Source organism: Streptomyces lunalinharesii (assembly GCF_039532155.1).
Taxonomy (GTDB): Bacteria; Actinomycetota; Actinomycetes; order Streptomycetales; family Streptomycetaceae; genus Streptomyces; species Streptomyces lunalinharesii.
On the sequence record NZ_BAAARK010000001.1, the window covers coordinates 610,665 to 631,045 of the forward strand.

The 20,381-nt window shown below is 73.8% G+C and carries 18 protein-coding genes; 10 read left to right on the top strand and 8 right to left on the bottom strand.

The window, feature by feature from the left end; all coding sequences use genetic code 11:
• Positions 1–23 precede the first annotated feature (23 nt).
• The gene (locus ABD385_RS02790) at positions 24–1,493 is read left to right on the top strand and encodes an aldehyde dehydrogenase family protein (RefSeq protein ID WP_344573229.1); all 1,470 of its coding nucleotides are present in this window, start codon (positions 24–26) and stop codon (positions 1,491–1,493) included.
• Positions 1,490–3,082: an APC family permease gene (locus ABD385_RS02795; protein WP_425585335.1), complete on the top strand. Its 1,593-nt coding sequence runs from the start codon at positions 1,490–1,492 to the stop codon at positions 3,080–3,082. The genes ABD385_RS02790 and ABD385_RS02795 overlap by 4 nt, the downstream gene beginning before the upstream one ends.
• A 64-nt stretch (positions 3,083–3,146) precedes the next feature.
• Here the strand turns inward: ABD385_RS02795 and nicT are convergent, their stop codons facing one another.
• Positions 3,147–4,295 (bottom strand): Nickel transporter NicT, encoded by a 1,149-nt coding sequence (gene nicT / locus ABD385_RS02800; RefSeq protein ID WP_344573230.1) that lies wholly within the window; start codon positions 4,293–4,295, stop codon positions 3,147–3,149.
• 400 nt (positions 4,296–4,695) lie between these two features.
• Between nicT and ABD385_RS02805 the strand changes: the two genes are divergently transcribed.
• From ABD385_RS02805 to ABD385_RS02815, 3 genes are all read left to right on the top strand, one after another.
• Positions 4,696–6,981, top strand: a complete 2,286-nt coding sequence (locus ABD385_RS02805; protein WP_344573231.1) for a heavy metal translocating P-type ATPase — start codon at positions 4,696–4,698, stop codon at positions 6,979–6,981.
• Positions 6,982–7,052: 71 nt separating this feature from the next.
• Positions 7,053–7,520, top strand: coding sequence for a DUF6153 family protein (locus tag ABD385_RS02810; protein WP_344573232.1), 468 nt, complete (start codon positions 7,053–7,055; stop codon positions 7,518–7,520).
• Between the two features lie 89 nt (positions 7,521–7,609).
• The gene (locus tag ABD385_RS02815; RefSeq protein ID WP_344573233.1) at positions 7,610–8,320 is read left to right on the top strand and encodes a DUF305 domain-containing protein; all 711 of its coding nucleotides are present in this window, start codon (positions 7,610–7,612) and stop codon (positions 8,318–8,320) included.
• 57 nt (positions 8,321–8,377) lie between these two features.
• On the opposite strand, the gene ABD385_RS02820 is transcribed toward ABD385_RS02815, so the two are convergent.
• Positions 8,378–9,016, bottom strand: a complete 639-nt coding sequence (locus tag ABD385_RS02820; RefSeq protein WP_344573234.1) for a TetR/AcrR family transcriptional regulator — start codon at positions 9,014–9,016, stop codon at positions 8,378–8,380.
• A 144-nt stretch (positions 9,017–9,160) separates the two neighbouring features.
• Between ABD385_RS02820 and ABD385_RS02825 the strand changes: the two genes are divergently transcribed.
• A complete protein-coding gene (locus ABD385_RS02825) occupies positions 9,161–9,508 on the top strand; it encodes a VOC family protein (protein WP_425585336.1) in 348 nt (115 codons plus the stop codon).
• A 57-nt stretch (positions 9,509–9,565) separates the two neighbouring features.
• Here the strand turns inward: ABD385_RS02825 and ABD385_RS02830 are convergent, their stop codons facing one another.
• The gene (locus ABD385_RS02830; protein WP_344573235.1) at positions 9,566–10,021 is read right to left on the bottom strand and encodes a MarR family winged helix-turn-helix transcriptional regulator; all 456 of its coding nucleotides are present in this window, start codon (positions 10,019–10,021) and stop codon (positions 9,566–9,568) included.
• 169 nt (positions 10,022–10,190) lie between these two features.
• On the opposite strand from ABD385_RS02830, the gene ABD385_RS02835 reads away from it, so the two are divergent.
• On the top strand, positions 10,191–11,081 hold the full coding sequence (locus tag ABD385_RS02835; RefSeq protein WP_344573236.1) for an MBL fold metallo-hydrolase: 891 nt from the start codon (positions 10,191–10,193) through the stop codon (positions 11,079–11,081).
• Positions 11,082–11,107: 26 nt separating this feature from the next.
• Here the strand turns inward: ABD385_RS02835 and ABD385_RS02840 are convergent, their stop codons facing one another.
• On the bottom strand, positions 11,108–11,974 hold the full coding sequence (locus ABD385_RS02840) for an arginase family protein (protein WP_344573237.1): 867 nt from the start codon (positions 11,972–11,974) through the stop codon (positions 11,108–11,110).
• On the bottom strand, positions 11,971–13,161 hold the full coding sequence (argJ, locus tag ABD385_RS02845; protein ID WP_344573238.1) for a bifunctional glutamate N-acetyltransferase/amino-acid acetyltransferase ArgJ: 1,191 nt from the start codon (positions 13,159–13,161) through the stop codon (positions 11,971–11,973). The genes ABD385_RS02840 and argJ overlap by 4 nt, the downstream gene beginning before the upstream one ends.
• A gap of 429 nt (positions 13,162–13,590) precedes the next feature.
• Here argJ and ABD385_RS02850 point away from each other — a divergent pair, with 429 nt between their 5' ends.
• A complete protein-coding gene (locus ABD385_RS02850; RefSeq protein WP_344573239.1) occupies positions 13,591–15,033 on the top strand; it encodes a glutamate-cysteine ligase family protein in 1,443 nt (480 codons plus the stop codon).
• 32 nt (positions 15,034–15,065) lie between these two features.
• Here the strand turns inward: ABD385_RS02850 and ABD385_RS02855 are convergent, their stop codons facing one another.
• On the bottom strand, positions 15,066–15,656 hold the full coding sequence (locus ABD385_RS02855) for a MarR family winged helix-turn-helix transcriptional regulator (protein ID WP_425585337.1): 591 nt from the start codon (positions 15,654–15,656) through the stop codon (positions 15,066–15,068).
• An 83-nt stretch (positions 15,657–15,739) separates the two neighbouring features.
• A complete protein-coding gene (locus ABD385_RS02860; RefSeq protein WP_344573241.1) occupies positions 15,740–16,720 on the bottom strand; it encodes a LysR substrate-binding domain-containing protein in 981 nt (326 codons plus the stop codon).
• Positions 16,721–16,970: 250 nt separating this feature from the next.
• Here ABD385_RS02860 and ABD385_RS02865 point away from each other — a divergent pair, with 250 nt between their 5' ends.
• A complete protein-coding gene (locus tag ABD385_RS02865; protein ID WP_344573242.1) occupies positions 16,971–18,203 on the top strand; it encodes a PP2C family protein-serine/threonine phosphatase in 1,233 nt (410 codons plus the stop codon).
• Positions 18,204–18,227: 24 nt separating this feature from the next.
• Here the strand turns inward: ABD385_RS02865 and ABD385_RS02870 are convergent, their stop codons facing one another.
• The gene (locus tag ABD385_RS02870; protein ID WP_344573243.1) at positions 18,228–18,908 is read right to left on the bottom strand and encodes an adenosylcobinamide amidohydrolase; all 681 of its coding nucleotides are present in this window, start codon (positions 18,906–18,908) and stop codon (positions 18,228–18,230) included.
• Positions 18,909–19,123: 215 nt separating this feature from the next.
• On the opposite strand from ABD385_RS02870, the gene ABD385_RS02875 reads away from it, so the two are divergent.
• Positions 19,124–20,281, top strand: a complete 1,158-nt coding sequence (locus tag ABD385_RS02875) for a LuxR family transcriptional regulator (RefSeq protein ID WP_344573244.1) — start codon at positions 19,124–19,126, stop codon at positions 20,279–20,281.
• The last annotated feature ends 100 nt before the right edge of the window (positions 20,282–20,381 follow it).

The following is a 20,381-nucleotide window of genomic DNA, read 5'->3' on the forward strand; positions in this document are numbered from 1 at the left end:
AGACGAGACCGAGAGGCGCACCCATGCCGGAGCTGTTCATCGGCGGTCAGTGGACCGCAGCGGCCGACGGGCAGGTGCGGGAGATCCGCTGCCCGGCGGACGGCACGCCGGTCGCGACGGTCGACGAGGGCGGCCCGAAGGACGCGGCGGCCGCGGTCGGCGCCGCCCGGCTGGCGTTCGACGCCGGGCCCTGGCCCGGGACCCCGGCCGCCGAGCGCGGGCGGGTGGTGCTCCGCGTCGCCGAGCTGCTGGAACGGGACCGGGAGGCGCTGGCCCGGGCCGAGTCGCTGGACACCGGCAAGCGGCTGGTGGAGAGCGGCTACGACATGGACGACATCGCCGGCTGCTTCCGGTACTTCGGCAACCTCGGCGCGTCCGGCGGCACCGACCGGGTGGTGGACGCCGGGACGCCCGAGGTGGACAGCACCGTGCGGCACGAGCCGGTCGGGGTCTGCGCGCTGATCACGCCGTGGAACTACCCCCTGTTGCAGACCGCCTGGAAGGTCGCGCCGGCCCTGGTCGCCGGGAACACCTTCGTGCTCAAGCCGAGCGAACTGACGCCGCACACCGCGATCCACCTGATGCGGCTGCTGGCCGAGGCCGGGGTGCCGGACGGGGCGGCGAACCTGGTGCTGGGCACCGGTCCGCTGGTGGGGGCGCCGCTGACCGAGGATCCGCGGGTGGACCTGGTGTCGTTCACCGGCGGGCTGGTGACCGGCCGTCGGATCATGGCCGCGGCGGCCCCCACGGTCAAGAAGATCGCCCTCGAACTGGGCGGCAAGAACCCCAACGTCGTCTTCGCGGACGCCGACTTCGACACCGCCGTCGACTACGCCCTGACGGCGGTCTTCCTGCACTCCGGGCAGGTCTGCTCGGCCGGCGCCCGGCTGCTCGTCCAGGACGAGCTGCACGACCGCTTCGTCGACGAACTGGTGGCCCGGGCCCGGCGGATCCCGCTCGGCGGGCCGTTCGACGAGCGCGCCCGCACCGGTCCGCTGATCTCCGCGGAGCACCGGGCGAAGGTCGCGGCGTACGTGGCGGCCGGGGTGGCCGAGGGGGCGGTGCTGCGCTGCGGCGGGGCGCCACCGGACGATCCGGAGTTGGCGGACGGCTTCTACTACCTGCCGACGGTGCTCGACGAGTGCACCCCGGACATGTCGGTGGTGCGCGACGAGTCGTTCGGGCCGGTGCTGACCGTGGAGCGGTTCCGGGACGAGGCGGAGGCGGTGTCGCTGGCCAACGACACGGTGTACGGCCTGGCCGGGGCGGTGTGGACCCAGGACGCCGAGCGCGCGCACCGGGTGGCGGCCCGGCTGCGGGCCGGCACGGTGTGGATCAACGACTTCCATCCGTACGTGCCGCAGGCCGAGTGGGGCGGGATGAAGCAGTCCGGGGTCGGTCGGGAGCTGGGGCCGGCCGGGCTGGCGGAGTACCAGGAGGCCAAGCACGTCTGGCGGAACACCGCGCCGGTCCCGCAGAGGTGGTTCGAGTGAGCGGTTCCGTGCCCCCGGGGTCCGGCGCCGGCGGCCCGTCCGACGGCGGCGGGCCCGACGCGGGGCACGAGGACGGGGCACTGGCCGAACTCGGCTACAAGCCCGAACTCAAGCGCACCCTCGGCAACTTCCACACCTTCGCCGCCGGCATCAGCTACATCTCCATCCTCACCGGCACCTTCCAGCTCTTCTACTTCGGCGTGAGCCACGGCGGTCCCGCGTACTGGTGGTCCTGGCCGATGGTCTTCGCCGGCCAGCTGATGGTCGCGCTCTGCTTCTGCGAGCTGGCCTGCCGCTATCCGGTGGCCGGGTCGATCTACAACTGGGCGAAACAGCTCGGCGGTCCGCACGTGGGCTGGCTCGGCGGCTGGATGATGCTCACCGCGTCCATGGTGTCGCTGGCCGCGGTGGCGCTGGCGTACCAGGTGACGCTGCCGCAGATCTCGTCGTGGTTCCAGTTCGTCGGGGACGGCACCGGCAAGACCGACGCGGCCGCCAACGCGGTCCTGCTGGGCGCCGTCCTGATCGCCTTCACCACCCTGGTCAACGCCTTCGGTGTGAAGCTGATGGCGCGGATCAACTCGGCGGGCGTGGCCATCGAGCTGGTCGCCGCCGTCGTGCTGATCCTGCTGCTGGCGGCGCACGTCACCCGCGGCCCGGCCACCGCGCTGACGGACACCTTCGGCAAGGGCCAAGGCCAGAGCCTGGGGTACCTGGGCGCGTTCCTGACCGCCTCGCTCGCCTCCGCCTACGTCATGTACGGCTTCGACACCGCCTCCTCGCTCGGTGAGGAGTCCAAGGACCCGGCCCGCAACGCGCCGCGGGCGATCCTGCGGGCGCTGGTCGCCTCGTTCCTCATCGGCGGGCTGATCCTGCTGTTCGCGCTGCTGGCGGTGCCCGACCTGCACGACGAGCGGTTGTCGGTGGACGGCCTGCAGTACGTGGTCCTGGCCACCCTGGGGTCGACGGTCGGTCAGGCCGTGCTGTGGTGCGTGGTCATCGCGATCACCGTCTGCGAGCTGGCGGTGCACACCGCGGCGATCCGCCTGGCGTTCGCGATGGCCCGCGACAACAACCTGCCGGCGTCCGGGCAGCTGGCCCGGGTCAGCCCGCGGTTCCAGACGCCGGTGGTGCCGGCGATCGTGATCGGACTGGTCGGGATCGTGATCCTGCTGATCAACGTCGACCAGCCGCAGATCTTCTCGGTGATCACCAGCATCGCGATCATCATGATCTACCTGGCGTACCTGATGGTGACGCTGCCGATGCTGGTGCAGCGGCTGCGCGGCAACTGGTCGGTGCCGAAGGGCAGCTTCTCCCTGGGCAGGTTCGGGCTGCCGGTGAACGTGCTGGCGGTGCTCTGGGGCCTGGCCATGTCGATCAACCTCGCCTGGCCGCGCGCGGCGGTCTACAACGCCACCGGCCCGCAGCACTGGTACCTGCGCTGGGGTGCGTTCCTGTTCATCGGCGTGGTGGCGCTGGGCGGGTTCGCCTACTACTGGTTCGTACAGCGGCACCGCACCGGCGTGCTGGCCTCGCACGCGGCCGAGAACACCGGTTCCGGCGACGCCGCGGCCCCCGCGCCCTGACCCGCCGAGGCCCCGCGGCCCGCCGGGGAGAGCGGGCCGCGGGGTGTCGGGTGGCACGGTGGGGTCAGTCCCCGGCCGGCTCCTCCGCGGGGCGGACGTGGGCCGTCCACTTCTCCTCGATGCGACCGAGCTTCCAGATGGCGAGGGCGACGATCCAGGTGAGGAAGAACAGCCCGACGATCGCGAAGCCGATGACGTTGAGGTCCAGGCCGCCGACCCAGTCCCAGAAGGCGCCGTGCAGGTCGAACTTGTCGGCGAGCAGGCCGAGGAGTTCCACCGTCCCGATGATCAGGGCGACGGCCACCGAGAGACCGGTGATGGTGAGGTTGTAGTAGACCTTGCGGACCGGCTTGGAGAAGGCCCAGCCGTAGGCGAAGTTCATGAACGAGCCGTCGATGGTGTCGAGCAGGCTCATGCCGGCCGCGAACAGCACCGGCAGGCACAGGATGGCGTACCAGGGCAGGCCGGAGGCGGCGCCGGAGCCGGCCAGCACCAGCAGCGCGACCTCGGTGGCGGTGTCGAAGCCCAGGCCGAAGAGCAGGCCCAGCGGGTACATCTGCCAGGGCTTGGTGATCGACTTCATGACGCGGCCGAGCAGGCGGTTCATCAGGCCGCGGTTGTTGAGCTGGTCCTCCAGCGCGGCCTCGTCGAAGTCGCCGGCGCGCATCCGGCGGAAGACGCCCCAGATCCCGACCAGGATCACGATGTTGATCGCGGCGATGACGTAGAGGAAGACGCCCGAGACGGTGGTGCCGATCAGGCCGGTCACCGCGTGCAGCTGGGAGTTGTCGTCCTTGACCGGTCCGGCGAGCGCCTTGACGCCGAGGGACAGCAGGAACGCCAGGCCGAAGACGATGCTGGAGTGGCCCAGCGAGAACCAGAAGCCGACCGAGAGCGGCCGCTGCCCCTCGTGCATGAGCTTGCGGGTGGTGTTGTCGATGGCGGCGATGTGGTCGGCGTCGAAGGCGTGCCGCATGCCGAGGGTGTACGCGGTCACCCCGATGCCGATACCGAAGCTCTTGGTGCCGAGGCTGTAGTGCTCCGGGGCCACGATCGCCACCAGGGTGAACCAGCCGATCACGTGCAGCGCGAGAATGAACCCGGCCATGCCCGCCATCCGCCCCCACTCGGCGCGGGTCATGGACCGCGCGATCCGCTGCCGGCGTGACGGCGGGGCCTGTCCGGCCAGGGTCGGAGCGGGGGGCGTAGGCATGAGCGGTACTGCTTTCTTCCGTTCGGCACCGGCCTCTACCGGAGCACCCCCCTACATTCCTGCGGGTTGGTTTTACTTGCAACCAATGTGCAGTAAAGCTCCCGGCTGCTCTCGCGGTGGAAAAGGTCAAGGCCGGGGCGTCCGGCGCACCTGACGCCACCCCTCCCCGCGGGCCGCCGGTGGCGAGTACCGCCGGCACCGCGGCCGACCACATCGCGCACTCCATACCCCCATGGGGTATTCAGAGAATTCGCTCGGAGCGCTTGCCCTGGATACGGGTGGGGGGTATACATGGAGCCATGCCTTCCATACCCCCCTAGGGTATGGAACTGCGGGGGCTCGGCCCCCTCACCGGCCCGCACGTCCGCACCCCCCTTTCCGTGAGCTGCGAGGAGCAGACATGACCACCACCAGTCCCGGCGCCGCCGAGGTCGAACTCGCCATCGGCGGCATGACCTGCGCGTCCTGCGCGGCCCGGATCGAGAAGAAGCTCAACCGGATGGACGGGGTCGAGGCCACCGTCAACTACGCCACCGAGCAGGCGAAGGTCACCTTCCGGGACGACGTGTCGGTCCGGGATCTCATCGCCACGGTCGAGGCCACCGGGTACACCGCACGGGAGCCCGCGCCGCTCGTCCCCGCCGGCGAGGCCGGCACGGCGGACCGCACCGGGGACGCCGCGGGCGGCACCGCGGAGGCCGACCCGCTGCGGCCGCTGCGGCAGCGGCTCGTGACCGCGGTGGTGCTGGCCGTCCCGGTGATCGTGCTGGCCATGGCGCCGGCGTTGCAGTTCACGTACTGGCAGTGGCTGTCGCTGACCTTGACCGCACCGGTCGTCACCTACGCCGCCTGGCCGTTCCACCGCGCCGCGTGGACCAACGCCCGGCACGGCGCGGCCACCATGGACACCCTGATCTCGGTCGGCACCTCCGCCGCGTTCCTGTGGTCGCTGTGGGCACTGTTCTTCGGCACGGCCGGCATGCCCGGCATGACCCACCCGTTCGAGCTGACCCTCGCCCGCACTGACGGCTCGGGGAACATCTACCTGGAGGCGGCGGCCGGCGTCACCGCCTTCGTCCTGGCCGGCCGGTACTTCGAGGCCCGCGCCAAGCGGCAGGCCGGCGCGGCACTCAAGGCGCTGCTGGAACTGGGCGCCAAGGACGTCACCGTACTGCGCGGCGACCGCGAGGAGACCGTGCCGATCGGGCGGTTGAGCGTCGGCGACCGGTTCCTGGTCCGCCCGGGCGAGAAGATCGCGACGGACGGCACGGTGGTGGACGGCGCCTCCGCCGTGGACGCCTCGATGCTGACCGGCGAATCGGTGCCGGTGGAGGTCGCGGCCGGCGACGGCGTCACCGGTGCCACCCTCAACGTCGGCGGCCGGCTGGTCGTCGAGGCCACCCGCATCGGCGCCGACACCCAACTGGCCCGGATGGCGAAGCTGGTGGCGGACGCGCAGAACGGCAAGGCGGCGGCCCAGCGGCTCGCCGACCGGATCTCCGCGGTCTTCGTCCCCGTCGTCATCGCGCTCGCCCTGGCCACCCTCGCCTTCTGGATCGGCAGCGGAGCCGGCCTCACCGCCGCCTTCACCGCCGCGGTCGCGGTGCTGATCATCGCCTGCCCGTGCGCGCTGGGGCTCGCCACGCCGACCGCGTTGATGGTCGGCACCGGCCGGGGCGCGCAGCTCGGCATCCTCATCAAGGGGCCGGAGGTCCTGGAGAGCACCCGCAAGGTCGACACCGTCGTCCTGGACAAGACCGGCACCGTGACCACCGGGCGGATGACCCTGCTGGCCACGCGCACCGCGGCGGGTACCGACGAGGCCGAAGTGCTGCGGCTGGCCGGCGCGTTGGAGCACTCCTCGGAACACCCGATCGCGCGGGCCGTGGCGGCGGGCGCGAGCGCGCGGGTGGGCACCCTGCCGGTGCCGGAGGACTTCGCCGACGTCGCCGGGCTCGGCGTCCAGGGCGTCGTCGACGGGCACGCCGTGCTGGTCGGCCGGGAACAGCTGCTGGCCGCGTGGGCGATCCCGCTCCCGGACGAGCTGGCCCGCGCCAAGGCGGCGGCCGAGGCGAACGGGCGGACCGCGATCGCGGTGGCGTGGGACGGCGCGGCGCGGGCCGTGCTGGAGGTCGCCGACGCCGTCAAGGAGAGCAGCCCGGAGGCCGTTCGCCGGCTGCGTGCGCTCGGCCTGACGCCGGTGCTGCTGACCGGCGACAACGCGGCGGTGGCCCGCTCCGTCGCGGCGGAGGTCGGCATCGACGCGGACCAGGTGATCGCCGAGGTGCTGCCGCAGGACAAGGTCGAGGTGGTCCAGCGCCTCCAACAGGAGGGCAGGACCGTGGCGATGGTCGGCGACGGCGTCAACGACGCGGCGGCGCTGGCCCGGGCGGACCTCGGGCTGGCCATGGGCACCGGGACCGACGCCGCCATCGAGGCCGGTGACCTCACCCTCGTCCGGGGTGACCTGCGGGCCGCGGCCGACGCCATCCGGCTCTCCCGCCGCACCCTGGGGACCATCAAGTCCAACCTCTTCTGGGCCTTCGCGTACAACGTCGCGGCGCTGCCGCTGGCCGCGACCGGGCTGCTCAACCCGATGATCGCGGGGGCCGCGATGGCCTTCTCCTCGGTCTTCGTCGTCGGCAACAGCCTGCGGCTGCGCGGGTTCCGGGCGGCCGGCGAGTGACTCCCGGGCAAAGGGGGCGGGGGTGTGCCGGGCGCGGCCTGCCCTACCCTCGGGTCCGGGAGGTCGAGGAGATGCGGACGAACCGGCGGATGCGGGCGGCCGGTGCCTGGGGGCACCTGCTGCTGGTCGCCGTGCTCGCCCTGGGCGTCTTCGCGATGCACACCCTGGGCCACCCCACGGGCCACTCCGGTACGCCGGACGCCCCGGCGGGGACCGCCGCGCACGGCGCCGCCGCCCGCATCCACCCGGCCCCGGGCCACGGCGCGGCCACGGCCACCGGGCCGGCCGCCGGCCACCGGCCGGCCACCGCGCACCCCGGCGCCGGGTCCGCCTCGCACGGGCCCGGCGCGGGGATGGACATGACGTCGCTGTGCCTGGCCGTCCTGGGGAGTTGGGCCCTGGCCGCCCTGCTGCTCGGGGCGCTGCGCCGCCGGGCGGACGGGCCGGTCCCGCCGCGCGCCGGCATGCTCGCCCGGCTGCGGCCCCGTCCCCCGCCGCGGCCCCCGGACCTCGCCCAGCTGTCGATCCTGCGGATCTAGGCCGAACGCCGCCGCGGGCGCCCCGCGCCGCCCGCACGCCCCCGCGTTCGTCCGAGGAATCCACCGCACAGACAGCACGAGGTATCGACATGACCGCGCAGCAGCGCACCGACCGCCCGACCCGCCGGAGCACCCGTCCCGGGGCCCGCCGACTCGTCCTCACCGCACTCGCCGCCACCGCGGCCCTGCTCCTCGCCGCCTGCGGCGGCGCCACCGGAGCCGACCACCAGGGCACCGCGGGCCACGGCGGCACCCCGTCCGCCACCGCCGGCGGCAACCCCGCGCCGGGGCCCGTGGGCGACACGGACGTGATGTTCGCCCAGATGATGATCCCGCACCACCAGCAGGCCCTGGAGATGGCCCGGCTCGCCGAGGGCCGCGCCGCCGACCCGGGGATCAAGAAGCTGGTCGCGGCGATCAAGCAGGCGCAGGACCCCGAGATCCAGCGGATGCGCGCCTGGTTGACGGCGTGGGGCAAGCCCGAGTCCGCGGGTGCCATGCCGGGCATGGACCACGGCTCCGGCTCCATGGACCACGGGTCCGGGGCCGGCGGGCACGGCTCCGGCATGGCCGGGATGATGTCCGACGAGGACATGAAGGCGCTGGGGGCCGCCAAGGGCCGCGCGTTCGACCGCACGTTCGCGACGATGATGATCGACCACCACAAGGGCGCGATCGACATGGCCAAGGACGAGCAGCGGCGCGGCCGGAACGCCACCGCGAAGAAGCTCGCCGACGACGTCGTCCGCACCCAGGCCGCCGAGGTCGCCGAGCTGAACGCGCTCCTCGACCGGCTCTGACGCGTCGCGCCGGCCGCCGCGACCCGCGCCCCGGGGCGCGGCGGCCGGCCCGCGGAACTACCGGACCGCGTACCGTCCCAAGGCCGGTTCGAGCTGGTCGAAGACCCGCTCGGCCTCGGCGCCGAATGTCGTGGCGATCTCGGTGTCGGTGGCGCCGGCCAGCGTGCGTTCCTGGATGCGAACGAACAACAGGCGCAGTGCGGAGGCCAGTTGGGCGGCCGCGGCGCGGGGCAGGACGTCGTCCGCCGGTGCGCCGGTGGCCGCGGCGAGCGCTTCGGCCAGCGCGTGTTCCCGCTGCTCGTGCAGTTCCCGCAGCCGGGCCGTGAGGGTGGGGCTGTCGGCGACCATGCGGGCGAAGGCCGGCCCGGCGAACCCCGCGACGGGGTCGCGTTCCCGTAGGGCGGTGTCGAAGGCGCGGCGCACCGCGGCGAGCGCGGACTCCCCCGGCTTCCGGGCGTCCACGGCGCGGGCGAGGCTCGCGGTGAACTCCTCGTGGTGGTCGAGGGCCAGGTCCTCCTTGCGCGCGAAGTAGTTGGTGACCGTCTTCTTCGCCACCCGGGCGGCGGTGGCGATCTCCGTGATCGTCGTCGCCTCGAAGCCCTGCCGCTGGAAGAGGCGGGTGGCGTGGTCGGAGATCAGTTGCCTGGTCTCCTGCTTCTTGGCCTCGCGGAGGCCCAAGGGGGGCTCGACATCCATGACACGACTTTACCCCCGACGTAAAAAGCCCCTTGACCCCTCCATGCCCTCATTCTAAATTTACGCCCGTCGTAATTTTTTCGGTGCACGGCGCCGCCCCACCCCCGAGGAGACCCCATCAACATCACCGCTTCCACCGTCTCGTTGACCGTCGACGAGGTGGCCGCCTCCCGCGACTTCCTGACCGCGCACTTCGGCTACACGCAGGTCGCGGCCGCCGACGGCTTCGCCAAACTGGCCCACGACACGGCCGGCGTCGACCTCGTGCTGTTGCAGCGGGGCACCGAGGTACTGCCCGTCGCGCAGCGCGACCAGCGGGCCGGCGGCCTGATCCTCGCCTTCACCGTCACCGATCTCGTGGGCCACGAGGAGCGCCTGCGCCGGGCCGGGGTGCCGATCACCATGCCGCTGCGCGAAGAGCCCTGGGGCGAGCGGCTGTTCCAGGTCACCGACCCGAACGGCGTGGTGCTGCAACTCGTCGAGTGGGCCTGAGGGCGGTGCGGCGCGGCGCACGACAGGCGCCGCGCCCGCACGGTGACCGCCCGCGCGTCATCCCCGCGCCGGCGGCGCGCCCTTCGCGGGATGCGCCACCGCTCGCACCAACAGGCCCTGCAACGTGGCCCGTTCCTCGTCATCGAGGCCGGCGAGCGGGGATTCCGCTTCGAGGAGCGCGAGCAGCCGCTCGCGGAGTTCGACGCCCTGCGGGGTGAGGACGAGCTGCTTGGCGCGGCGGTCGGTGGGGTGCGGGCGACGCTCGATCAGCTGCTGCTTCTCCAGCTTGTCGACGACGAACGTGGCGTTGGAGGGCTCGCAGCTCATCCGCTCGGCGAGTTCCCGCATCGTCGACGGCCCGGCCAGTTCGCGCAGCGCGGTGGCCTGGGGGGCGGTGAGGCCCAGCGTGGCCGCGCGCCGGCGGACGTGGTCGGCGATCTGCTGGGCCAACCCGTTCACCAGGCCGCACAGCTGGCGCTCCGCGAGGGCCTGTTCTTCCGGGTTCGTCGTCATGGGGCCATCCTACCCACTACCGCTAGCCTAAATAATCCGAGCTTGAATGATTCAAACTTGATGCTTATGGTGGCGGTGCCGCCCCGCTCCGGTGCGGCACCGGCGCCCCGCCGCAGTGCGGAGCGCCGCGACACCCCTGCCCCGCACGCCCTCGGGAAGGACCGCGACCATGAGCACTCCCGCACCCCGCGCCGACGAACGACTGCGCCGACCGGCCGTCCGCCGATCCCTACGGCTCGGCGCGACCACCGTCACGTACGTGCCGGACGGCGCGGCGCAGCTGCTCCCGCGCCGCTGGCTGCCGGACACCACGGACGCGACCTGGGCCGCGCACCCCGAGTACCTGGACGCGACCGGGAACCTGGTGGCGGGCGTCGGCGGCCTCCTGGTGGAGCACGGCGAGCGGGCGCTGCTGATCGACGCCGGCGTCGGGCCGCTGTCGTTCCCGGCCGAACCGGGCAACGCCCACGGCGCCCTGCACGGCGGCGCGCTGCTGGACAACCTCGCCGCCCTCGGCCGCACGCCGGCCGACATCGAGGCGGTGGCCTTCACCCACCTCCACCCCGACCACGTCGGCTGGGCCTGGCACCCCGCCCCTGGCAGCGACCGCCCCGCCTTCGCGCACGCCGACTACCTGGTCGCCGAGCCCGAGTGGGCCGACCGCGACCTGGTGGTGGCGCACGGCAACGGCCCGGAGGTCCTCGCCGCACTGGCGCCCCGCGTCCGGACCGTGGCGGACGGCGCGGAGGTCTTCCCCGGCGTGCGGATCCGCCTCTTCGACGGCCACACGCCCGGGCACGCCGGCTACGAAATCACCGCGGGCGGGCGGCGGTTGCTCGCCTTCGGCGACGCCCTGCACTCGCCGATCCAGATCGGCCACCCACAGTGGCGCGCGGCCCCCGACCACGCCCCCGCGGCGGCCGTCGCCGCCCGCCGCCGCCTGATCGCGGAACTCCAGGAGCCGGACACCGTCGGTTTCGGCATCCACTTCGCCGACGTGGTCTTCGGGCGGGTCCGGGCGGACGGCGACGGGCCCGTCTGGCAGCCGCTCGACGCCTGACCGGGCCCGCCTCGCGCACCGGCGCCCTACCGGAAGGCCGGACCGGCGAACAGCCTGCGCAACACGCCCTCCTCGACGGCCGGTTCCGCCGCCGCGGGACCGGCCGCGGTCGGCGCGTACTCGGTGACGCCGACCCCGGCGAGCGCGAAGCTCCCGGCGAGCGCCGTCAGGGCGTCGGCCAGCTTCTCGGAGTGCAGGCCCGCCGGCTCCGGGCAGGACAGTCCCGCGAAGTGGCCGGGGTCCAGCACGTCCAGGTCCAGATGGACGTAGACGTGCCGGGCGCCGGTGGCGGCCACCGCGGCGAGCAGCCGGTCCGGGTCGTCGAGCGCGGCGACCGACAGCGCCGGCACGCCCGCGGCGGCGAGGAACCGGCGCTCCTCGGCGTCGAGCGCGCGCACCCCGGCGAGGACCAGCCGCCGGGCGTCGAGGCGCCCGCCCGGCGGGGGCAGCAGCGCCGCCGGGCCCTGCCCCAACAGGGTGCGCAGCACCATCCCGTGGAAGCCCCCGGAGGGCGAACTCGCCGGGGTGTTGAGGTCGGCATGGGCGTCGCACCAGACGACGGCGAGGTCCGCGCCGTGGCGGGCGACGGCGTGCGACACGGGCGCGAGTTCGACGCCGCAGTCCCCGCCGACCGTGCGCAGCGGCCCCTCGCCCCACCCCGCCAGCGCCGCCCGGGTGGCGCGCAACGAGGCGGCCAGGACGTCGAGATGACGCACCCCGTCCTCGGTGCGGCCGGGGTGCGGGCTGATCGGCACGACGGTGCGGCGGGTCGCGGGCAGCAGGGCGCCCAGGCGGTGTGCGCCGGCCGCCACCCGCTGCGGCGCGCCGGCCGCCGACCCCTGCCACTGCGGGACGACCAGCAAGGGGCCGGGGCCGTGGGCCGGCCGGTTCACGTCGTGTAGTCCGCGTTGATCCGGACATAGCCGGGGGACAGGTCGCAGCCGAACACGGTCGCCGCACCGTCGCCGATGCCGAGGGTGACGGCGAGGTCGACCTCGCTGCGGCGCAGCGCGGCGGTGAGGTCCGCGAGCAGTTCCGGGGTCGGCTCGGTCGGGTAGACCTCGGTGCCGCCGAAGGCGACGGTGACGCGGTGCGGTGCGATGTCGCGGTCGTCGGTGTTCTTGCCGACGGCCATCAGGACCCGTCCCCAGTTGGGGTCCGCGCCGTAGACGGCGGTCTTGACCAGGGGCGAGTTGACGACGCTCTTGGCGATGCGCTTGGCCTGCGCGGCATCGCGCGCCTCGGTGACGGTGACCCGCAGGAGCTTGGTGGCGCCCTCGCCGTCGCTGGCGAGCTGCCGGGTCAGGTCCAGGCAGAGGTCGGCGAGGGCGGCGGCGAACTCCGCCGGATCGACGGGTCCGGCCGCGCCGTTGGCGAGCACCGCGACGGTGTCGGAGGTGGAGGTGTCGGTGTCCACGCTCAGGCAGTTGAACGTCGCGTCGACGGCGGTCCGCAGCGCCCGGTCCAGGTCCGCCGCGGCGAGTTCGGCGTCGGTGACGACGTAGGCCAGCATCGTCGCCATGTTCGGCTCCAGCATGCCGACGCCCTTGGCGACGCCGACGAGCCGGGCGGCGCCGACCGTGCGGACGGCGGTCTTCGGGCGGGTGTCGGTGGTCATCATGGCCCACGCCACGTCCAGCGGCGCCGCGGTGAAGGCGTCGGGTCCACGCCGCGCGGCCCCGTCGAAGTGCGCCCGGATGGTGTCCATGGGCAGCGGGCGCCCGATCACACCGGTGGACCCGATGAGCACCTCGTCCGCGGCGAGGCCGAGGATGCCGGCGACCCGGCCGACCACTTCGGCGGCGTGCTCGGCGCCCTGCCGGCCGGTGGCGACGTTGGCGTTCTGCGCCAGGGTGACCACGGCGCGCAGCCGCTGCTCGGCGGCGTGGGCGCGGCTGAGGACCACCGCGGGTCCGGCAAAGAGGCTCTTGGTGAACATGGCGGCGCTGACGGCCGGCCGGTCGGAGGCCACGATCGAGACGTCGTCGCCCTGGTCCCGCAGTCCCCCGTGACCGGTGTACGCGCGAAAGCCGGTCGGCCACTCCGGCGCCGCACCCTCGATGGAATAATCATGCGTCATGTGGAATAGATTTGCAGTCAGAGGGTCGGCTGTCCAGCGTTTTCCGTCCCCCGCCCCGGCCCCAACGGGGCACGCCACCGCCCGCGATGGCCCGATGCGGTGCATGGGATCGTCGCTCAGGTTTGCGACGGGCGCACCCGGAACATGAATCAACCGCCCCGGCGCCAGCCGCTCCGCGACGCGCCCCGCACTCCGGGCGAACGGCCCCGGCCGCACCGTCGAGCACGTCATCAGGCGAGGAAAGGTATGCCAGCCCATGCCCCACGTGCCGCCGCCCACCGCACCGCACCCCGCCACCCCACCGTTACCGCGCCACAGCCGCATCCGCACCCCCGACGCACCCCCGAGCCGTCACGTCAACTCTGCTGAGAAGAAAGGCAGTTGCGCCTTCCCGCGGCCCTGCCGCGCCCTCGACGCGCGGCGGCGCGGATGAGCCGGCCGACCGCCGACCGGGGCCGGGCCACGGCCCCCGCGCCCCGCCGCCGCATCGGGTTGGAACTCGAGTTCCCGGTCGTGGCCCGGGCCACCGGCCGCGGCATGGACCGCGCTACGGCGGCGCGCCTGTGGCCCGCCTTCGTCGCCCGTCACCCCGGGTGGTCCCTGGCCCGGGAGGAGGTCACCGGCGTCACCCTCGGCGTGACCCGCCCCAACGGGGCGTACGTCGACCAGGTGGACACCGACACCGGCATCTGCACGGTGGAACTGTCCCTGGCCCCCGCGGAGACCATCGGCCGGGCCGTGGCCGACGCCCACGCGATCCTGCGCGACCTGCACCGGCTCCTCGACCCCCTCGGCCACACCGTGCTCGGCGCCGGCATCCAGCCGCGCACCTGGTTCGACGCCGCCCGCAAGACCCGCAAGGACTGGTACCTGCTGCTGGCCCGCCGCTGGCACTACCACCACTGGTTCGTCCCGATCGCCTCCCACCAGGTGGCGGTCGACGTCGCACCGGACGAGGCGGCGCGGGCGGTGAACGTGCTCAGCGGCTTCGCGGGGGTCTTCACCGCCCTCACGGCCGGCTCGCCGATCGCGCGGGGGCGGATCCAGCCGTGGAAGGAGACCCGCAACTGGGTGTGGCACGAGCGGAGCGGGAAGGTGCCGGCCGAGGAAGCCCGCTACACCTCCAACGGCATTCCGCCGACCCCCTACCCGGACGTCGGGGCGTACCTCGAACACTTCTGGGCGTCCCGCCTCTACTTCCTCACCCACGGCAAGTCCAGCGGCTGCGAGGTGCTCGGCGGCAGCTCGTTCCGGGACTTCCTGATGTCCCCGGAGCCGGTGCCGGCCCGACGGGTCGACGGCGAACGGATCATGATCGCGCCCGAACGGCAGATGCTCGACCGCATCCACCAATACGGCTGGCCGGCCGCCAAGTTGCACTACGGCTTCGACGCGCGCACCGACCTCGACGCCGTCCGCACCGCCCTCACCCGGGGCCGGCTCGGGCCGTACTTCGAGGAGCACGCGGTCAACTGCTACGTGGAGAACCGCACCAGCGGCGTCGCCCCACCGGGCGAGGAGGGCGTGGCCGCGGCCCTCACCCTCGGGCTCGTGGAACGCCTCGACGACGCCGAGGCGTTGCTGCACAAGGTCGCGTGGGAGGACTGGCGCGCCCTGTGGATCCGGGCCAGCACCCACGGCCTCGACGCGGAGGACGCCGATTCACTGGCCCGGATGCGGGAACTGCTGGAACTCGCCGCCGACGGCCTGCGCGCCCGCGGCGCCGGGGAGGAGACCTACCTGGCCCCGCTCTTCACCCGCCTGGCCCGGCGCGAGACCCCCGCCGACCGCATGCTGGCGGCGTTTCGCGCGGGCGGCGTCCCCGGCCTGCTCGACGCCTTCGGCCACACCCCCGACGTCGCCGCCCCCTGACGCCACCGCCCCCGCGGGCCGCAGCGGGCAGCTCACCCCTTCGACCGGCGCCGGCCACTACGCCGCGGCGCCGGTTCGGCCCCGCCGAGCAGGCTCGACCGCCGTTCCGCTCCGTGGCCCTCGACCTGCCCCACGACCCGGCGCAGCAGCTCCGCCGCGCACCGGCACTCCGCGTCGTCGAGCTGCCCGGTGACGAACGCCTCCTCGGCGTTGAACTCGGGCACCACCCGACCCATCAGGGCCTCGCCGTCGGCCGTCAGCCGGAGCAACACCAGCCGGCCGTCCGCGGGGTGGCCGGCGCGCCGCAGCAGCCCGCGGGACTCCAACGTCCGCACGACGCCGGTGAGCGTGCCCTTGGAGATCCCGGCCTCCTCGGCGACGTGCCGGGTCTCCGACTCGCCGCGCACCCACACCACCCAGAGCACCACGAACGCGGTCCACGTCAGGTCCGGGCCGCGCAGCACGGAGTTCTCGACGTGCTGCCGCACGGCCGCGGCCGCGCGGTGGATGCCGGCGACCAACGCCATCTGCTCGTGGTGCACCGGGCGGCCGCCGAGCTTCACCTCGACCAGTCTGCCGGTCTCCTCAACGGAACGCTGGCCCAGCACGGACCCCTCCTCCATCGGCGGCGCGCACCGGCCCCACGCGGCGGACGCGGGACCGTTCGGAGCCAAAATGTAGCCACCGGACGGGACGGAACGGCGCGTCACACGCCGCCGCCGCACGGCGCTACGCCGTCCGGCCGACCGTCGGCCCCCTCCGCCGCGGGGCACCCGTCGCCCGACCGCTGGGGCGCGCCCGGGAGCCCGTGCGACGCGAAGGGCCGGCCGGTGACGAACTCCCGGAACGTCAGGGCGGCCGCGGACACGTAGGCGTCCTCGTCCCAGACCAGGCTCAGGACCCGGTGGCAATCGGGGGCGTCGAGGCGCAGCCAGACGGCGGGCACGCGCGCCACGAGGCGGCGGGACATCTCCGGGACGAGGCCGATGCCCAGGCCGGCGCCGATCAGGTCCCCGGTGGCGCCCTGTTCGTCGCCCTCGCAGGACAGGACCGGGGTGCGGCCCTCGGCGGCGAACAGCCGCTCCAGCAGGGCGCGCGTCCAGGTGCCGACGCGGGTGGTGACGAACGGCTCGTCGACGATCTCGGCGACGGTCACGCGCTCCCGGCCGGCCAACCGGTGCCCGAGCGGCACGGCGAGCAGCACCTCCTCCCGCACCAGTTCGACGCTGCGCAGGTTCGGGCCGGTCAGCGGCTGGGAGGCGAGGCAGAAGTCGACCTCCCTGGCGCGCAGTCGGCGCTCCATCTCCGGCGCGGTCGCCTGGTAGAGCAGCACGTCGGCGCGCGGGTGCGCGGCACGGAAGTTGCCCAGGAGGTGGCTGAGGGTCAGCAGAGTCTCGGCGGCGATGGCGACCCGGCCCAGCACCTGGTCGCGGGCGTCGCGCACCGCACGCCGCCCGTCGTCGAGTGCGCCGAGCCCGCGCTCGACGTACCGCAGGAACGTCACGCCGTACGCGTTGAGCCGGATCCGGCGGCCCCGTCGGTCGAAGAGCGGGGTGCCCAACTCGGCTTCGAGGCGGGCGATGACGCGGCTGAGCGAGGGCTGCGCGACCCGGAGTTCCGCCGCGGCCCGGCTGATGTGCTCGTAGCGGGCCACGACCTGGAAGTAGCGCAGCTGAAGGAGGTCCATCGTCGCCCTTTCCTGGTGACTGCCGAGCATCTTCACACGGCGTCGACGAGCCGGGCGCCGGCGATCCGTGGGCGCGGGTCGGCCGCGTCGGCGGGGCCGGACCTGCGGCGGGGCAGCCCGACCGCGGCGCGGGGTGACGGCCGGTGGCCGCACGCCGCACCTGGCCCGACCCGGGCGTAGCCGGGCGGGGCGGGGCGGTGGTGCGTAGCGTGGTTGCTGAGAGGGGGCGGCCCTTGCAGGAGGCGCGCACGTGAAGCCGGAACTCGACTACCGGGCGCTGTTCGCCGCGACGCCGAGTCCGTACCTGGTGCTGGGGACGGACCTGGTCGTCGTGGACGTCAACGACGCGTACTGCCAGGCCACCGGCCGCACGCCCGAGCAGCTGGTGGGGCAGCACCTGTTCGTCGCGTTCCCGGACAACCCCGCGGACAGCATGGCCGACGGGGTCCGCAACCTGGGCGCCTCGCTCGCCCGGGTGCTGGAGTCCGGCCGGGCGGACACCATGCCGGTGCAGCGCTACGACATCCCGGTGGTCCACCGGCCGGGGGACTTCGAGGAGCGCTGGTGGTCCCCGATCAACACGCCGGTCCACGGGCCGGACGGGGAGGTGGCCTACGTCATCCACCGGGTCGAGGACGTCACCGACTTCGTGCGCACCCGCCGCTTCCACGGCGGCCCCCTGGCCCAGCGGGCGCAGAGCATGGAGGCCGAGCTGTACGTGCGGGCCCGCGAACTCCAACGGCTCAACGACGAGCTGCGGGCCGCGCACGCCCGCGAGCGGCAGGTCGCGGTCACCCTCCAGGAGGCGATGCTGCACTCCCCCGACCTGGCCCGGCACGCGGACGTCGCGGTGCGCTACCTGCCGGCGGTGGGCTCGCTGAACGTCTGCGGCGACTGGTACGACGCCGTCGACCTGGCCGACGGTCGCTTCGCGGTCGCCGTCGGCGACGTGGTCGGCCACGGCCTGGAGGCCGCCACCGTCATGGGCATGCTGCGCAGCGCGCTGTCCGCGGCCAGCCGGGCGGTGACCGGGCCGGCGCAGGCGCTGGAGGTGCTGGGCCTGTACGCCCGCTCGGTGGACGGGGCGCTGGCGACCACCGCGGTCACCGTCCTGATCGACGCCCGCTCGAAGCTGATCATCTACTCCAGCGCCGGCCACCCGCCGCCCGTACTCGTCGGCGCGGACGGCGCCTGCCGACTGCTGGACCAGGCCACCGACCCGCCGTTGGGGGCCCGGCCCGAGCACGTGCCGCGTCCGCAGGCCGGCACCCCGTACCACCGCGGCGACACCCTGGTGCTCTACACCGACGGCCTGGTCGAGCGCCGGGACGAGGACATCGACACCGGCCTGGACCGGCTCACCGCGGCGCTGTCCACCCTGAGCCGACTCGGCCCGCAACGGCTGGCCGATGCCCTGCTCGCGCGGCTGGGCGTGTCCGGCGGCGCCCGGGACGACGTCGCCCTGGTCGTCGTCCGCCTGTGACGGACGGGCGGCCCCTCGCCCGGGTCAGGACGACGGGAGGGCGCCGCCGACGGCGCGGTGGACGGCCCGGGCCAGCCGCGCCCCCCACACCGAGCGCGGCCCGGCGAAGGCGTGCAACTGCTGTCCGGGGCGCGGGGTGCGGGCGGCGACGCACACCGCGTCGGTGGGGGTGCCCGAACAGTCGTGGCCGGCCTCCAGCAGGGCCTGGACCTTGGCTTCGGTGGCGGTGGCCACGGCGTTGACCAGGGCGGCGTCCGTCAGCGGCACGGGCAGCGCGACCACGATGTTGATCGTGCCGGGTCCCGCCGGGGCGGGGGCGCTGCCGGCCGGTACCGCGGCCCAACCGCGGACCGTGATGCCGGCGGTCGCGACGGCCTCGACGCCGCCGTCCGCCGCCTGGCCGTGCCGGGTGACGTCGGCGGCCGTCAGCAGCCCCACGCCGGTGCCCCGCACCCCCGCGTCGCGGGCCAGTTCGGCGAGGTGGCGGTCCGGGTCGGTGCGGCGGTAGCCGTGGGTGACCTGGGCGTTGAGGACCCAGGCGCGTTCGCCGAGGCCGCCGCCCAGCACGGCGGTGCTGATCATCCGCCAGCCCGGACCGGCGACCCACAGCAGCGCGTGCAGCCGCTCCCCGTCCTCGGTGCGGGACCTGCGCCCGACGGGCAGCAGACCGGCGACGGTACGGGGCGGCGGGAGGACGGCGGTCACCGGACGGACTCCAGGCGGGGCGGGGGCGGGGCAGCCGATCGTACGTGCCGTCGGGGGCGGCCGGGACGCCACCTCGCACCGCTCGCGGCGACCGGTGCCGACGGCGCACCCGCAGGCCGCCGAAAAGCCGGCTTAACTTCCTCTCCCTATAGGGGCGTTGGGAAATCCGTAACCTTTGGACATCCCGGTACCGGTGCGCGACGGGAGGGGGGCGAGTGGCGATACCGGTCGCGCGGAACACCGACGCATCTCGGCCAGAATCACCCCGATCGCCGCCGAACATGATCGCTTACCCTGACCACTGCCGCGGAACAACGAGGTCCGCATCCCCAGGGGAGGCCGCACAAGGCCGCCTGGTGGACCGTTGCCGCGCTCACGAAAGGGGAATGATGAACGCCACGCCGCAGGTTGGGCAGAATTCACCCGATGACGCATTTCTGCAATTAGTTTACGGCGCCGTGTGCGGCCCATTCGGCGAGGAAACCGACGCCGCGGAAATAGCCACCGAACTCGGCGTTCCCCTGACCGAAACGACGGCCGCACTCACCGAACTCACCGCACTGGGATTGCTGCGGAACGGGCCGAACCAGGGCTGGGTCGCGGTCTCCCCGCACGAAGCGGTGAGCCGGGTCATCGGGCCGCTGGAACACGAGTTGCACACCCGGCGCCTCCAGATCGAACGGGCCCGGCGACGCATGATGTCCTTCGCCTCGACCTTCGACGCCCAGGCCCGCGGCGGCGGGCAGATCGAGCTGATCGAGGACCTCGCCGACGTGCGGCGGACGATCGCCGAACTCTCGGCCCGGGCCAAGCGGGAGATCCTCACCGCACAGCCGGGCGGCGGCCGCCGCGAGGACGTCCTCGTGGAAGCGGCCCCCCGCGACTACGACACGCTGCGCAGGGGCGTCACGATGCGCATGCTCTACCAGCACACGGCCCGGTCGAGCCTGGGGACGCAGTCGTACGTGGAGCAGGTGACCCGGCTCGGCGCGCAGGTGCGCACCCTGGACGACCAGTTCATGCGCTTTCTGGTGTTCGACCGGGAATGCGCGGTGTTCGGGGTTCCGCAGAATCAGGACGCCGCGGTGCTCGTCCGGGATCCGTACGTCGTGGACTTCATCACCGAGGTGTACGAGCGCATGTGGTTGACCGCCGTGCCGTTCACGGTCGATGCCGATACCCAACCGGAAATCACCCATGACGTGAAGGAGGCCATCATTCGGCTGCTCACCTCCGGGTTGACGGATGCGGCGGTCGCCCGGCGGTTGGGCATGTCGGTGCGCACCTGCCGGAGACACGTGGCGGAAATCATGGCCGCACTGGGTGCGGAAAGTCGCTTTCAGGCCGGATATCTGTTGGCCGTGCACGAATAGGGCGGAAAACGAGTGCTCGGCCCGACCACGCCCCGCCGCGCACCCGCACCGCCCTGCGCAGCGGCTCCCCCGGTCCGTCGTCGCGACCGTGCCACGGGTG

Coding starts and splice junctions, on each gene's coding strand:
- ABD385_RS02860 (WP_344573241.1), bottom strand. CDS start 16,720: ATGGACCTCCTTCAGCTGCGCTACTTCCAGGTCGTGGCCCGCTACGAG.
- argJ (WP_344573238.1), bottom strand. CDS start 13,161: ATGACGCATGATTATTCCATCGAGGGTGCGGCGCCGGAGTGGCCGACC.
- ABD385_RS02830 (WP_344573235.1), bottom strand. CDS start 10,021: ATGACGACGAACCCGGAAGAACAGGCCCTCGCGGAGCGCCAGCTGTGC.
- ABD385_RS02820 (WP_344573234.1), bottom strand. CDS start 9,016: ATGGATGTCGAGCCCCCCTTGGGCCTCCGCGAGGCCAAGAAGCAGGAG.
- ABD385_RS02790 (WP_344573229.1), top strand. CDS start 24: ATGCCGGAGCTGTTCATCGGCGGTCAGTGGACCGCAGCGGCCGACGGG.
- nicT (WP_344573230.1), bottom strand. CDS start 4,295: ATGCCTACGCCCCCCGCTCCGACCCTGGCCGGACAGGCCCCGCCGTCA.
- ABD385_RS02855 (WP_425585337.1), bottom strand. CDS start 15,656: ATGGAGGAGGGGTCCGTGCTGGGCCAGCGTTCCGTTGAGGAGACCGGC.
- ABD385_RS02850 (WP_344573239.1), top strand. CDS start 13,591: ATGAGCCGGCCGACCGCCGACCGGGGCCGGGCCACGGCCCCCGCGCCC.
- ABD385_RS02805 (WP_344573231.1), top strand. CDS start 4,696: ATGACCACCACCAGTCCCGGCGCCGCCGAGGTCGAACTCGCCATCGGC.
- ABD385_RS02815 (WP_344573233.1), top strand. CDS start 7,610: ATGACCGCGCAGCAGCGCACCGACCGCCCGACCCGCCGGAGCACCCGT.
- ABD385_RS02835 (WP_344573236.1), top strand. CDS start 10,191: ATGAGCACTCCCGCACCCCGCGCCGACGAACGACTGCGCCGACCGGCC.
- ABD385_RS02810 (WP_344573232.1), top strand. CDS start 7,053: ATGCGGACGAACCGGCGGATGCGGGCGGCCGGTGCCTGGGGGCACCTG.